Origin of the sequence: Allorhizocola rhizosphaerae (genome assembly GCF_003426775.1) — a bacterium.
In the GTDB taxonomy this organism is placed as follows: domain Bacteria; phylum Actinomycetota; class Actinomycetes; order Mycobacteriales; family Micromonosporaceae; genus Allorhizocola; species Allorhizocola rhizosphaerae.
Map to the genome: position 1 here is coordinate 23,503 of NZ_QJUG01000067.1, position 13,984 is coordinate 37,486.

General features: G+C 64.4%; 13 protein-coding genes and 1 pseudogene. 9 read left to right on the top strand and 5 right to left on the bottom strand.

The annotated features are described in order from the left end of the window. Positions 1-65 precede the first annotated feature (65 nt). The gene (locus tag DM816_RS16590) at positions 66-821 is read left to right on the top strand and encodes a hypothetical protein (RefSeq protein WP_211588740.1); all 756 of its coding nucleotides are present in this window, start codon (positions 66-68) and stop codon (positions 819-821) included. A gap of 149 nt (positions 822-970) precedes the next feature. Then, the gene (locus DM816_RS16595; RefSeq protein WP_162907537.1) at positions 971-1,279 is read left to right on the top strand and encodes a hypothetical protein; all 309 of its coding nucleotides are present in this window, start codon (positions 971-973) and stop codon (positions 1,277-1,279) included. Between the two features lie 31 nt (positions 1,280-1,310). On the opposite strand, the gene DM816_RS16600 is transcribed toward DM816_RS16595, so the two are convergent. Both DM816_RS16600 and DM816_RS16605 read right to left on the bottom strand, forming a co-directional pair. Continuing rightward, on the bottom strand, positions 1,311-3,359 hold the full coding sequence (locus DM816_RS16600; protein WP_162907546.1) for a tyrosine-type recombinase/integrase: 2,049 nt from the start codon (positions 3,357-3,359) through the stop codon (positions 1,311-1,313). Between the two features lie 293 nt (positions 3,360-3,652). Beyond that, positions 3,653-4,879 (bottom strand): tyrosine-type recombinase/integrase, encoded by a 1,227-nt coding sequence (locus tag DM816_RS16605; RefSeq protein WP_117211138.1) that lies wholly within the window; start codon positions 4,877-4,879, stop codon positions 3,653-3,655. 417 nt (positions 4,880-5,296) lie between these two features. Between DM816_RS16605 and DM816_RS16610 the strand changes: the two genes are divergently transcribed. The 4 genes from DM816_RS16610 to DM816_RS16625 all read left to right on the top strand — a co-directional run bounded on the left by DM816_RS16610 (position 5,297) and on the right by DM816_RS16625 (position 9,155). After that, entirely contained in the window at positions 5,297-5,620 is a 324-nt protein-coding gene (locus DM816_RS16610) for a hypothetical protein (RefSeq protein WP_117211139.1), read from the top strand. Between the two features lie 88 nt (positions 5,621-5,708). After that, on the top strand, positions 5,709-6,764 hold the full coding sequence (locus DM816_RS16615) for a M23 family metallopeptidase (RefSeq protein ID WP_117211140.1): 1,056 nt from the start codon (positions 5,709-5,711) through the stop codon (positions 6,762-6,764). A 396-nt stretch (positions 6,765-7,160) separates the two neighbouring features. Beyond that, positions 7,161-8,489 carry a DUF4198 domain-containing protein gene (locus tag DM816_RS16620; protein ID WP_162907547.1) on the top strand — a complete coding sequence of 443 codons (1,329 nt, stop codon included), beginning with the start codon at positions 7,161-7,163 and terminating at the stop codon, positions 8,487-8,489. 27 nt (positions 8,490-8,516) lie between these two features. Next, entirely contained in the window at positions 8,517-9,155 is a 639-nt protein-coding gene (locus DM816_RS16625; protein ID WP_117211142.1) for a hypothetical protein, read from the top strand. A 272-nt stretch (positions 9,156-9,427) separates the two neighbouring features. On the opposite strand, the gene DM816_RS44540 is transcribed toward DM816_RS16625, so the two are convergent. After that, the gene (locus DM816_RS44540) at positions 9,428-9,574 is read right to left on the bottom strand and encodes a hypothetical protein (RefSeq protein ID WP_162907538.1); all 147 of its coding nucleotides are present in this window, start codon (positions 9,572-9,574) and stop codon (positions 9,428-9,430) included. Here DM816_RS44540 and DM816_RS45825 point away from each other — a divergent pair. The 3 genes from DM816_RS45825 to DM816_RS16635 are packed head-to-tail and all read left to right on the top strand — an operon-like array spanning position 9,527 to position 11,086. Then, positions 9,527-10,099, top strand: a complete 573-nt coding sequence (locus DM816_RS45825; RefSeq protein WP_425455247.1) for a TnsA-like heteromeric transposase endonuclease subunit — start codon at positions 9,527-9,529, stop codon at positions 10,097-10,099. The genes DM816_RS44540 and DM816_RS45825 overlap by 48 nt on opposite strands. Continuing rightward, positions 10,011-10,259 (top strand): hypothetical protein, encoded by a 249-nt coding sequence (locus DM816_RS43810; protein ID WP_211588743.1) that lies wholly within the window; start codon positions 10,011-10,013, stop codon positions 10,257-10,259. Before DM816_RS45825 ends, DM816_RS43810 begins: the two co-directional genes overlap by 89 nt. Continuing rightward, positions 10,256-11,086 (top strand): hypothetical protein, encoded by an 831-nt coding sequence (locus DM816_RS16635; protein WP_117211143.1) that lies wholly within the window; start codon positions 10,256-10,258, stop codon positions 11,084-11,086. The genes DM816_RS43810 and DM816_RS16635 overlap by 4 nt, the downstream gene beginning before the upstream one ends. Before the next feature lie 57 nt (positions 11,087-11,143). Here DM816_RS16635 and DM816_RS16640 read toward each other — a convergent pair. Together DM816_RS16640 and DM816_RS16645 are read right to left on the bottom strand one after the other, a co-directional pair. Next, positions 11,144-12,336, bottom strand: a pseudogene (locus DM816_RS16640) (IS3 family transposase). Between the two features lie 109 nt (positions 12,337-12,445). After that, complete coding sequence (locus DM816_RS16645; protein WP_117211144.1) at positions 12,446-13,195, bottom strand: DinB family protein; 750 nt, start codon at positions 13,193-13,195, stop codon at positions 12,446-12,448. Positions 13,196-13,984 lie beyond the last annotated feature (789 nt).

The window sequence follows — 13,984 nt, forward strand, 5'->3', positions numbered from 1 at the left end:
AGCACGTGGTAACCAGCACGGCAGAGTCACTGCAAGTGATGGCGGTGCCGCTAACCGCAGATAGCGTGGCGTCTCCGCGGCTCGTCTACGGCGGCCTCGAAGTGGCCAACGCAGCCGGGACCGACTCGGCTTACCATGCGCTCTATTTTGAGATCAACGGGTCTGGCGACCTAGGCCGGGTGACCTTCGAAGGGCTGGATGCGATCCGAGGCTCGCGTGGCGAGCACCTCCCGTTCGACGATTCGGCCATCCGATACAGCCATGGCGATTGGGTGTTCACCGTGGACGGCTCACGGTGGCTACGAGAGCGGCACGCGTATGAGACCCGCCATTACTCGACGCCGCTGCTGGACACGCACCGGCACTACCTATTCGTGTTCCACGACTACTTCGTCGAGGCCATCGCCGAGGGCATCTGGTTCGACATCGCCGACCGGGCTAATCCGTTCTCCCCGCCAGTGTCCCATCCGCTCCAGCCGTTCGGTCTGGACCTTCCATACGAGCGATTCACCTCGGCTGACGGACTGGAGTGGGAGCTGCGACGCTCGCCACGACCGGATGCCGACCTGATCCGCGACTCACGGTTGTGTTCTCAGCGCGTATTCCAGTTCAATCTGTTGCTTGACGGCTCCAATAAGGAAGCGGCCAGCATCTGGATACGCACCATCAACGGCGTCTTGATCTCACGGATGAGCCGCGCCTGGGTGGACCATGTGGGCCAGTTGGAGAGGTTCGCCAGCCCTGGTGATTTCTCCGGCCAGTGGGAGACCTACCTGTCCGGGGTCGCCGAGCGTCGCCGCCAGATGGGCAAAGTGCCGTGACCGAGCCGACGGTTCGTGGCCTGCCGCTTCCTCGGCTTCTGATCGACATGCTCACGGACGGGCGGTGGCGGTATCCAGGCGATGCAGCATTGCGGCACTTTCTGCCGTGGTTCGAAGCGCCGCTGGCCTTCTTGTCCAGCATGAAGCAGATGGATCAAGAGTCGGCGTCGCTGGACATGTTCGCCGACGACCAGTTGTCGGCACGACTATTCAGGACGGTGCGCGGCAGCGCACATGGTGAGGCCGTCGAGCTGCCATGGCTCGACATCGAGCGGGCTGTGTTGATAGCGGTCAACAGGGTTCCTGGCGACGATGTCGCCATCGCGCTGGACTATCGCCAAGACCACGGCAAGCCACGCGTTGTGGCCAGCGACTTCTGGACTGACCCGAAGCAATGTTCATGGCGGCTCGTGGCACCCAGTTTCACCGCGTTCGCGACCGACCTTGGGATCAACTGACCAGGCTCCTGACTGACCGTCGCCAGGAGAATCAGCAGAGTATGTCGGGTCCGGCGTCTGCCTGAACGAGGAGCCGTTGAGCCTGCTGCTTCTTGGTCTCAATGTGCCGTAGCCCCTCCTCTATCGCGGCGACTTCGCCGAGCCATTGCATCTTGCGGGCTTCTTCGAGCCGGTCGCGGTGGTTGGTTTCGATCTGTAAGAGCCGGGGAAGTTGTTGCAGGTCAAGGCGGAGCATCGGGCACCTGACACACGCGTGTTCGTGTTGACATGGCGTTCCGTAGGGGCGGTCGCAGATACCGAGGGCGACTTTGCGCAGCTGAAAGTGGTCGCGGAACTCAGCCCATTCAGTATCAGTGGGTTCGCGGTATTCCTCGTTGGGCCGACGGGCACGTCCTGCGTCGATGAACGCCCGGTAGTGCCGGATCACCTCCTCCTCATACACCGCGACATACCCCTGGGTGGTATTAAGATCAAGATGGCCGAGGATCTTGGCGGCAATATGGATGGGCAGGCCGCTGTTGACTGTTTCGGTGCTGAAGATTCTGCGGAAGTCGTGGGCGGAGAACCTGATGGGGCTGCTGTCCACATCGGTGATGCCTGCCTGGGCGGCGAGTTTGTCGAGCAGGTCGCCGACGTAGCCGGCGCTGATGACGGCGAGACGGTTCAGCGAGCGGCGCTGGAAAAGGTGCGGCAGTGGCGGCCCGAAGACTCGCTCGTGGTGGTCGTAGCGTGACAGCAGCGGGACCTTCCCATCAGGTCCTTTGACTCGGCGGATGATGCGTGCCAGCACCGACACCAGTTCAGGGTTGGCGGGGATGACCCGTTCACGGTCGGTTTTCGAGGGGCTGATTTGCAGCAGCGGCACCATTTCCCCGTTGGGGGTCTGGTATTGGCGCAGCGACAGGTGGGTCAGTTCCAGCAGCTCCTCGATCCGAGCTCCGGTGCGCCGCAACACTTCGACGGCGGCCCACGCCCAAAACGCCTGGTCCTCCTCGACCGCTGCGTCCAGCCGCGGCCCGTCGGTCGAGATCGGACGTATCAGCAGCTTATAGGGCTGCCATACCTTGGTCGGTTTGCCGGTGCGTTCGTAGGTGATGCCGTCGACGGTGAACCGGTCCCCGGCCTGGGTGTCGCGGGCGGCGGCCAGGAGCCGCTCGGCTTGAGCCAGTTGGGTTTCGGCAGCGGCGACCAGCTGTGGGAGTACGGGAATGAGGGTGCGGGTGCGTTGGTGCATCCGGGCCTGACGGCGCCGTTTTTCCTTAACAGTGCCGCGCATGTCGGCGTCAGTGACCGGGCACGGGGCCGACCACTGCGCCCACAGGCCGGGCTCGTCCATCGCCCACTGCTGCAGATCCAAGTAGAACGCCCGCACTGCCAGCAGCATGGTCTCGTAGTGCAGCCGGGGCCGCCCATCGGGAAGCACCCGGATGCGCTGCTTCCACGCCTGGGCCACCTCGGCGGGCAGCCGCAGGGAGTCGATGCCGGGATGGTGGCGCTCCAGGTCGATCCAAAAATGCTCGGCCAGCACCTGCGACAGCGTTGACAGCGAGTTGTAGTCCAGCGCCGCCGCCCGCTCGGCCAGATAGTGCACCAGCACGTCACGCATCGCCTTGTTAGCGATCGGGTACCGGTCCACCATCTGCGCGACGGTCAGCTGCCCACGGGCACTGGCCTGCCTGAAGGTCGGCGGCGCATCGGCCAGCCCGCCGATCGCTTTAAGCAGGTCGTAGGCCAGCGCCAGCGCGGTGGTGTAGCGGCCGGTGGCAAGGCGGGCCGCCGCGTAGGTGGTCAGGTCGCGGAAGTGGACCTGCCGCAGGTCTTTGCCGGTCACGATGACCACACGGGTCAGGATGGTTAACGCAGCCTGGCGATGCATCGCCGATCCGACATGGCCCTGCGCCAATCGCTCCAGTTCGGCGAACGCTTCCCGCTGATGGTGGCGGCGGTAGGTGTCGTACAGGTGCTGCGGGCGGTTGCCGAACAGCCACTCGTATGACGGGCGGACTACCCCGACCACTATCAGCGTGCTGACGCCGGTGAAGTAGTGCGACCGTTTTGGGCCGTCGAACGGCTCGGGCACCCAGCCCGGCGGCTGATTGTCGGCGGTGGACAACAGCCACCGGTCCTGCCATGTGTCGGCAGGCATACCGTCCAGCCAGGCCAGGACCCGCCGCACCGACAACCGGCGCGCGTTACGCACCCGCGCTGTGGGGTCATCGAACAACTCGGTGACCCGCTCCAGCACCACCGCGACGGTGGCGTGGTCGTGCTCGTTGGGTGTTGGCGGTGGCGGAGCGATCGGAGCGGGAACCTGCAACAGTTCCGGTCGCCGCTGGCTGACCGGGGTACGCGGCACATTTCCATAGCGCGGCATCAACGGCCTCCGAACACGCTGTCCAAATCGGACTGGTCGTAGTGCCAGCCGTCCGCCTGCACCGGCGGCGCGGCAGGCCGGTTGTAGTGCTCCTGCAACTTGGCGATTACCTCGTCCACGCGGGGTCGCACGTAGCCGCTGGTAGTCGTGATATGCCGGTGTCGCATTACCTGCTGGGCATCCACCAGGCTCACATTCGGATCGTTGACCAGCCGCAGGCACAGCGTGTGGCGAAGATCGTGGATCGTGATGTTGGTGGCGAGCCTCTCGTTGATCCGGCGTAGGACGGCCCGCAGCGCGGTGTAGGTCAACGGCCGCAACGGGTTACGGCGGGTCCACCACAACGGCTCGCACGGTTCGGGCCGATGGCCCTGCTGCGAAAGGTCGCCCAGATACAACGCCAGCCATGCGAACGCCTCCGGCGACGCCGGGCACGCCTGCTTGGCACCGCCCAATCCCTTGCCCCGCACGAAGATCCGGCCATCGCCGGGGTGTGCATCGGACACGCTCATTCCCAGCAGCTCAGCGGCGCGGGCACCGCTGGTCAAAAACATGCTGAACAGTGCCCGGTCCCGGTGACAATCCAAGTGTGCGAACAGATCCGCTAGCACCTCATCGGGGACCGCCCGTGGCGCAAGCTCGGGTTGCTTCTGCCGCAGCGGCCCCCGTCGCCGTAGCCCGAACGGCTCCAGCGGATTGTGGTGCGCATAAACCCGGCCGCCCCGATACCGGCGCGGCGGCACCGGCGATACCACCGGGCCATCGCCGTTTCGAAGGTGAAAGTCATAGAACTCGGCGATCACCGAGATTGCATGGTTGATCGTCGCCGGAGCGTACCCCTCACGCAGATACGGCTTGCCGGTGCGCGGGTTGACCGATCCCGGAGCCGGAGCACCCCTTCGGCGCCGGTCCCGGGCCGGATTGTGACTGGTGCGCAGCCACAGTACGAAGTCACGCATATCGCTGCGCTGAGCCCGGTCCCACTCGACCTCGATCGCGGCCAGGAATCGGAACCAGCGCAGCATGTCGAACGCATACGAACGGCAGGACGCGGTGCTCGACCCGCAGGCCAGCACGTTGCGCAAGAACCCGCTGACTGGGCCAACAGGCTCACCCGCGCCGTCGACCACGATCCACGGCAGCACTGGGTCGGGCCTGGACCGGACCGAGCCCACCCTTGCCACCGTCAGCGAGGCGATGTCCCGCATCACATCTGGGCCGCCCATATCTCCTCCTTCGCTCTTGCTCCAGGAGGAGATTCCGACCGGGTCGGCGCTCACCCGCGTAGGACACGCCGTTAGTGCGGTCAACAGTGTTTACCTGCACCACCCAGCCGATGACCCTGCTTGCCGAGCAGTGGAACTGCGCCCTGCTCCTCGACAACGGCGGCGACCTATGGTTCGTCAACCGGCTTCCCGGCGGCCAGTGGGACTGGAGTACCGCCGACCACATCCACGAACACCACGACTTCTACGACGCAGCCTCATCATCACCCGCAGTTGCGCCAGACCGCCACCGTCCTGGCCAACCCGACGCAGCTGCGCCGCGACCCCTCGTAAACCCAGCACACCAAGGGCCTGGTCGGGCCGCCCGAGAGGGCGGCCCACCGGCCCTTTTTGTGTTTCACCCCAAGGAGAACGCACGTGACCCGCCTGCCACCGAGCCCTTTCGAGCGCACCTGCGACTGCCGCTGCCCAACGCACCACGGACGGCACCGCTTCACCTACAACGACTCCGGCTGCCACTGCCGGATCACCTGCGCCACCCAGCCAACCACTCTGCTGGCCCCACACGCGGCCTTGTTCCTCAACTACCACGGCGACCTGTGGACGGTGCCGACGCTCGCGGCGGACCGCTTCGATTGGCGGCGCGCCGCACCGGTCACCACCGACCGCAACCCGGCCGACAGCGCCATCGCGCGCCTCCTGCGCACGGCCACAGCCGAATTGCGCCAACACCTTTCCTGAACCACCCCAGTCCTTCTGGGCCGCCGCGCCGGCCACACCGAGCGCGCACGCGGCCCCTTTTTTTGTTGCCCAGAAAGGCCATCACGCCATGACTACGAAAGCCATCACCGGCCTCATCGTCGCTGTCCTGCTCGGTTGCATCGGCGTGCCGATGCTGCTGGTCTCCGCTGTCCTGGGCGGCTCCGGCGGCTGCACACCCGCGTACCCCAACGGCTCCGGCCAGCCCGGCATCGGCCGCTGGGACCGCGAGCAGGTCTCCATCGCCGCCACCATCGTCCACGTCGGTGTCACCAAAGGCGTGCCGCGGTGGGGCTGGGTCGTTGCCCTGGCCACCGCCATGCAGGAGTCCCAGCTACGCAACCTGCCCCACCTCGGCGAGAACAACGACCACGACTCGATCGGTGTGTTCCAGCAACGCCCGAGCCAGGGCTGGGGCACGCCGCAACAGCTCGCCGACCCCACCTACCAGGCGGGCAAGTTTTACGAAAAGCTGCTGACCATCCCTGGCTGGCAGCAGATGCCGCTGACCGAAGCAGCGCAACGGGTTCAGGTCAGCGCCTATCCCGAGGCGTACGCGAAGTGGACCAGTGATGCGATCCAGCTCGCCGACGCTGTAGCTTCTCAGGGATCATGGGCAATTCTCGGTGACCTTGAGCAATGCGTGAGCACTGCCGGTTGGACTCACCCTCTTCCCGGGTACCAGGTTACCTCCGGGTTCCGCACCGCGGGAAGGCCATCGCATGATGGTGCGGACCTGCCAGCCCCGAGGCAGACGCCGATCCGCGCAGCCGCCGCGGGCGAGGTCATAAAGGTACGGTGCAATGCCATCGACCGGCGCGACGGCAGCGACTGGGGCTGTGACCGAGACGGAGATCCCGATCTTACTGGTGGCTGCGGCTGGTTCCTTGAGCTGCTCCATCCGGGCAATGTGATGACACGCTACTGTCATTTGGACACCGCGCCGCTGGTCAGGGTGGGCGATCAGGTCCTTGCCGGCCAACCGATCGGCGTCGTGGGATCCACCGGCCACTCTTCTGGGCCACATCTCCATATCGAGGTCCACCTCAACGCCGATCGAGACAGCACAGGACAGGCCGTCGATCCCGTGTCCTTCCTCCGCAGTATGGGGATTCCAGGGCTCTGATGCTGTTTGTAGGTTACCGAACCTGATGGCCATTCTCGGAAGTGATGTCCTTGAGTTGAGCTGCAAGGCACGGTCCGTTCATCGCAAAGAAAGCGCCGTTACCAGTTCGTTACATATCGCTATGCGTAACTTTCTGGCTACCTCGGCCCCGAACTCCAATGACAGCTGGCCTCTGACCAGGTTCGTAAGTTCACTGCGCCGTCACTGTCCGAAGTCATGCCCCACTTGCAGCGACGTTCATCACTGGAACGGGGCCAACGGATGCATCGGCGTACCACTATCCTCAGGGCTCTGGAATATTTCAGGGGGTTGGACGCAATCCTGAAACGTAAGTAGCGGCTGCGGTGCTGGGAACACCGTAGCCGCTGTCGTCCTCGTCCACGTCGAAGGAGGAACATGAGGACTCTGTTGATGATACGCGCCCAAGAAGAGCGTGCGCACCTCGGCCGCGATGGCGGTCGGCGCCGCGTCGAAGGGCTGTGGCGAGCATCGTTGGTCGTGCCGCTCTTCTTCAGCGCTGTGGTCGCTGTCCCAGCCACCGCCGCCGCTGCCGACAATGGGGATGTGCCTGGTCCCTCGATCAACGCCGCGACCATGGTCAGTGGCGTAGTCACAAAGAACGGCCAGCCGGTGTCGGGCGCTGATGTGAATGCTGTGGCCTGGCCATCGACGGAGGTTCTGGCCAAGCTACCCGCCGGTGCCGGGTTCCGTCAGGAGCTTGTCGCCCAAGAAACCACCGACGCGAAAGGTCGTTTCGCGATCTCTGTCGATCTGGGCAAGCTTGCCAAGGATTACATCGGATCCAACGGCGCAGTGGACCTTACCCTGATCGCCGCGGACGGCCAGCACCAGATCCGGTGGAACTTCACCGCAACGAAGGCCGACAAGAATGCACCAGGTCTATGGGGCAACCCACGTGTCTCCCCGGCCCTGCTCGCCCAGCGCAGCGTTGCCGGGCAGGCACCCACACGGCTGTCGATAGATATCGGAGACGTCGCACACGTCGTTGAGGAAGGCAACGAACCGGAAAAATGGGTTGGCATCGACGGACAGCCTCTCGGCCCCGTCAAAGGCATTGAGGCCGCCAAGGTGACCCGCGGGCCACGTACCATGGCCAGCAAGACAGCAGATTCCTTCCAGCCGCTCGACTGCACAGTCTGGTCTCCGATGGACGAATACCAGTACGGGCGGACAGAAAGTTTCGTCCAGGCGGTCGGCTCAGGTTACGCCCCACCCACTGTTGACCAGGAGGTTGGCACCCAGCACACCTTGGGCGTCGCATACGACGGCGGAAACGGAAGCTGGCACCAGAGCGGCAGTCTCACCCTCAGCTTCGGTGCCAGCGCCGAAACCACGTACAGCAGCGGCGCACGTATCGTCTACAACAAGGTCAATTACCGAAAGTACAGCTTCTTCTGCGCCTGGACCTGGTACTACGAGTGGAGGCCGATCGGCTACTACGCACTCAACTCGGGGTTCGGCCCCAGCATCACACCTGTGTGGACCAGCTGCACCAACTATAGCAGCGGGACCTACACGAAGAATTCGGGGACTAACGTCGTCTTCAGCACAGGGGTCAACCTCACCGTGGCCAACGTGAGTGCGCAAGCGCAATTCAGCAACAACACCAAACTGAAGTGGACCTTCTCCGGACCCGGAAAGCTCTGCGGCTCAAACAGTTCCGGTTGGGTGTCCGCTCCTCAAGCTGGTGCCTACCCACAGTAGCCCCCGAGGTTCGACGGGAGTAACGCAATGAGAAGGCTGGCCCGCGCGATCGCGGTCGTCATGACGAGTCTGCTCACCATGACCCCGGTCACCGGCTGCACGGATCAGGATGATCCCCGGATACCGCAGCACCCCAAGGAGGGTGACGGATGGTCAGGGATGTCCCTGCCGCACCGTCGCGCGGGCCAGCCCGCCATCTTCGACAGCATCTACTTATGTATCGATCGCCCCGGCTCGATCAAGATCGTGGATGTGAGCATGGAATATACGGACGGTGGCTTCTTCGTCGAGGCGTTCGCCACACGACCCGCGGTACCGCCAGCTGGCGTGACATATCCGTCGCCGGTCACTGAAAGCGAAACGCTCTGGGATCTTGGATATCGGCAGGGAGATGCGAACATCGACACACCTTGCACGCAAGGGATGGAAAGCACGCCCACCGAGCATAGAACCCAAGTGGGCGTCCAGTTCAGCAAGCCCACCGACAAGACCGCTCGGGGCGCGTTACTGCGCATCACATACCGCTCCGGAGACAACACCTACTCCTACCGGATGGGATTCGAGGCCGTACTCTGCGAAACCGAACAATCCAAGCCCGAATGCGTGGCATGGGACTACGACTGGACCAAAGAACCGGTAAGGATCATCAACAGCGCTGCCCCCTAACCGTTACCCGCCAAGCGCGACAACCGGTTCGGACACCAGCGTCATCGGCGCAGCTTGACAGCTATCCAACGGGTGTCTGAATTCGCCTGCCCAGGCAGGCGGCAGTAATCCGCCCTCATCGAAATGGACAGCTCCCCGACCGGGGACAAACCGGCGAGAAGCCCCGCCCCTGCCCCCCAGGGATGTGGTGGTATTCGGCGCCCATCCGCACAGGCCAGGTTCACTCAGTTTCACTCATGGGTGTGAATATGGTCTTGGTGCGCGTCCCCTGATCAGATCAGGGCATGATCCTGTCTGCTGCGATGGCGCAAGACGTTGCGGTTGAAGGCTGTCACGAGTTCTACGACCCGGCGGGTGATGCGATAGCGCAGATGAGCGGCGGCGATGCGGTCGTCCAACTGCGCGGTGGTGACGGACAAGTGAGTTCCGTGGCGCTGGGACAGTTGCGGGCTGCGGATGTGGCCCGGGCGGTCCCGTTTCGGCGGTGGCGGTCACGGCCGGGTCAGCGTCATCTACCTGGCTCGTATTGGTCAGCGACAACAAGTAGTCATGTCGTTTACGAGAGCCAGCTGGAACTGTGCCGGGTCCTGCTCGCAGACTTCGACGTTTCGACGGTCGACATACGGGCGCAGCCGTTGCGGCTGACCGCCATGGTTGGCGGGCGAAAGCGTTCGCAGGTCCCGGATTTCCTGCTGGTCTCGGTGGATGGAACGGTGACCGTGGTGAATGTCAAGCTGGCCAGCCGGGTTGCTGATCCGCGTGTTGCGCAGCAGCTGGCGTGGCCGGCTGCCTTGTTTACCGCGCGCGGCTGGGGATATGAGGTATGGACCGGCTGCGACGCCACGGTCTTGGCGAATGTCGAATGTGCGGTTCCTGGCCGGTTACCGCCGCGATACCGTCGTGGCCCGGACCTTGGCGGCTGCGGCTGCCGACGCGGTACGTGATGGCGAACAGCTCGCCTGCGCCGAGCAGCGCCTGGCCACCGATGGGCTGGTGCTCAGGGTGAGGCCGGCGCTGCTGGCGGCGCTGTGGCGTGGGCTGCTGCGCACCGACTTGAACCGTCGGCTGGGCGGGGATTCGGTGCTGTATAAGGCGCCGCGATGAGCGGGCTGACAACGCTTCGGGTTGGCACCGTGCTGCATCACGACGGTACGATGTGGACGGTAGTGGAATTTGCCGGGCGCAGGCTGCTGCTGCAACGCCGTGGCGGTGATGAACTTCGCCAGGTCGATACCGCCCGGCTGCTGGGCCATCCGACCACGTATGTTTCCACCGTACCGGCGCAGCCCGGTGGCAGTAGCGGTGCAGCGTTCGGGACGCTGGATGAGGCGCGCACCGATGTGTTACGCGATCAGGTGGAGCATTTGCGGGAGATGCTGACCGGATACCGGCTCGGCGATGAAAACCTTGCCCTGCCGGGAGAGCCACGGTCCCAGTTTGCGCCGGGGGTGTCGCGGATGGACCGGTACCGGGCCAAAGCCGACGAGCTGCGGGTGGGGATCAGCACCTTGCGGCGGTGGGCAACCACCCTGGAAACGCATGGGCCTCAGGGCCTGCTGCCCGCCCACACCGGCTGGGCCACCAACGCCTGGGGCCAAACCGATCCACGCTGGATCGACGCCTGCCAGCAAGTGCTCGCCTGGCATGTCGATGGCAGCCGGCCGACCAAGGCGCTCATCCTGGCCCAGACGCAAGCACTTGTCACGGAACGCTACGGCCAGGACGTCGTGCCTTGCCCGGCAGAGTCGACCGGGTACAAGATGTTGACCCGGATCACCAAGGGCACCAACGCATTCACCGGCACACGAAACAGAAACGGGCGATCGCCGCCCGGCCGCAAGGTGTCTACGGCAGGCTACGCGCCACGAGGCCGGGCGAGTACGTCCTGCTCGACACCAACCGCCTGGACGTGTTCGCGATGGAAACCCTGACCTGCCAATGGGTACAGGCTGAACTTGAGGTTTGCCCCGGGAGGTGGACACCGGGTTTCATGCGGCCAGGGCCAGCATAGCGGTTGAGGGGTGACGGTTCTCGTAGGCGACCGGGCTGAGGTAGCCCAGGGTGGAGTGCCGTCGTGTGTTGTTGTAGAAGGAAATCCAGCCGAAAACGTCCAGCCGGGCTCGTTGCGCCGTGGCCCATCTGGCGCCGAAGGGCAGTTCTCGTTTCAGCGCCGCGAACCAAGCTTCGGCGACGGCGTTGTCCGTGCTCGACCCGACCGCACCCATCGACCGCCGGATCCCGTACGCGGCACAGGCTTTCGCGAACTTCTCCGACGTGTATTGCGATCCCCTGTCGGTGTGGAACACGACACCGGCCACGTCGCCGCCCCGGGCAGTCACCGCGTTGCGCAACGCCGCGACGACCAGGTCGGCACGCATGTGATCGGCCATCGAATAGCCGACCAGCCGCCGCGAGTACAGGTCGATCACCGTGGCCAGGAACATCCACGACCGGCCGACCCGCAGATACGTGATGTCCCCGCACCACTTCACGTTCGGCTCGGGCGCGGTGAAGTCCCGGCCGAGCAGGTCAGGCGCCGGCGCGGCAGTCTTGTCAGGGATGGTGGTCCGGCGACGCCTGCGCAGGTGCAGCCCGGCGATGCCGTGGCGGCGCATCAGCCGGGCCACCCGTTTACGGTTGATCCGTCGGCCCTGCCCACGCAGCTGGGCATGGATACGCGGCACGCCGTAGGTGCCGCCTGAGGCGGCATGCTCGGTCCGGATCGCGGCCAGCAGCTGCGCCTCATCGGCGGCCCGACTGGCGCGGGCCTGGGTTCCGGCCAGCCACTTGTAGTAGGCCGAGCGGTGCACGCCGAGGACCTGACACAACCGTTGCACACCGAACTCGTTGCGGTGCATGGAGATGAAGACCCAACGGCAGGCCTTCACTTCATCTCCTTGGCGAAAAACTGGGCAGCCTTACGCAAAATTTCCCGTTCCAGATGCCACTCCCGTTCCGCCTTGCGCAGCCGCGCCAACTCGGCCCGCTCATCGGCGTTGAGCCCGCCAGCCGGCCTGTTGAAGGAATCAGCCTCATCAGCAGCCTTGACCCACTGCCGCAGCGTCTCGTGGTTGATGCCGATCCGATCGGCGATCACCTTCACGCTGGAACGATCCGACGCACGGTACAACGCGACCGCGTCAGCTCTGAACTCGTCGGAGTACTTCGATGGACGTCCCACCTGGACATTCCCTTCCTGAACCAACAGGTCCAAGTTTCAGAGTGTCCACCTCGCGGGTCAAACCTCAGTACCGCAGTGCCCCACGGCCAGGTACAGCGCTTGCGGAGCATCACGCATACTCCTGTTCCAGGATGGCCAGGTCGCGGTTGGCGAACTGCACGTGCGCCCACTCGTCGCTGAAGATGACTTGCAGGCACTTGACCGCCGTGCGCTCGGCTGGCGGCGGGCAGCCGATCGTCGTGTTCGGCCCCCGGACCCGGTCCAGCTCCTCCTGCGTGACCTCCGCCAGATATGCGCGCAGATCGGCGATCCGCTCGGCGCGCACGGCGAGGATTTCGTCGAGGGTGGGCGCGGCCGACTCGTCGATGCCGAACTCGGCGCTGTTGGTGGTGAACGATGCCGGCACGCCGATCGGATGGAACGGGTTGGGGCGAAGGGCCGCCGCGTGGCCATACCAGGCGTCCACGACGAAGATCGTGTGGCGCAGGGTTTGGGCCAGTGACCATTCGTCGTTCACTGACCTGTAGACGGCCTCCTCCGGCAGCGCGTTTGCACGTCGGATCGTCGCTTGCCACAGCTCCTCGATGACGTCCACCGCGTCGCGCATCGTCTCGGGTGTGGTCGGCCGCAGTCGCAGCCGTTCGGGATGCAGGCGATCCAGCTCGGCCTCGATCAACGGCATGACTTCCACGCCATTGACGCGCAACCCGTCGATCGCCCCGTCGATGTCAGCGTTGAACAGCACCACGCCGCGCATCCGGGCGCCGCTGAGATCCACCTCGCGGAAGGTCGCGCTGGCCATGGACAGGTCGATGAACTCGGCACCCTCGTAGTCGGGCTGCTGCACGAATCGCGTCATCGGTACATCGTAGGAGCCCGGTACGACAAGACCGCCAGATCAAGATCCAGGCACCACACGCGGCCAGCTTGCCACAACCGCGTCTTCTACCGCCTCGCCAAATCGGACCCTGGACTTGCCCACCAAAACAATCCTCAAGAAAACGACAGATCGGTGAGAGGATTCCGCCGTCATATCGATGAGAAAGCCTTTACTAACACCAGGCCAACTGCATCGGCTCCGACATTTCTGACGCGGACCTACACGTCCGGTAACATTCGGCGCGACTGTCGGTTCTCCTTGTTCGTTGGCAAGCTACCGGGACATCGGGTCTACTTGGCCCAGCACGACCTCTCGTGCCCGATCATCAACGGATCGCTTTGACTCAGCGAGCATTGACCGATCGCCTTCGCTGTAGCCGGCAAGCCGCACTTGGGCTTCGGTAAAGATCTTGGTAAGGTCGCGAGCGATGGTCTCGTTTTCCGGGTCTGTCACGTCACTGTCCTTTCTAGGCTGGCGAAATCGGCAATTGCCTGGTCTTCACGTTTGCCTATCTGGCTCGCTTTCAGTGTCTCTCCGGTGGGAAAGGACGGGGGATCGTTCTCGAGATCGGGGCGAGGAAGCTTTGAGCCGGGGTCTTCGGGGTCAGGGCGCGGAACTTTGCGCTCTAATACGGCAGTCACGGGTTATGGCTTGACCAGGTTGATTCGAGTTGGTGCCGGCGTTTGTAGTGGCTGGCGCGTGCTCGGGCTTGGTGGTGTCGGCGCCAGGCGGACCAGTGTTGTATCCGGGTGAGGTCGGCGGGTCGGG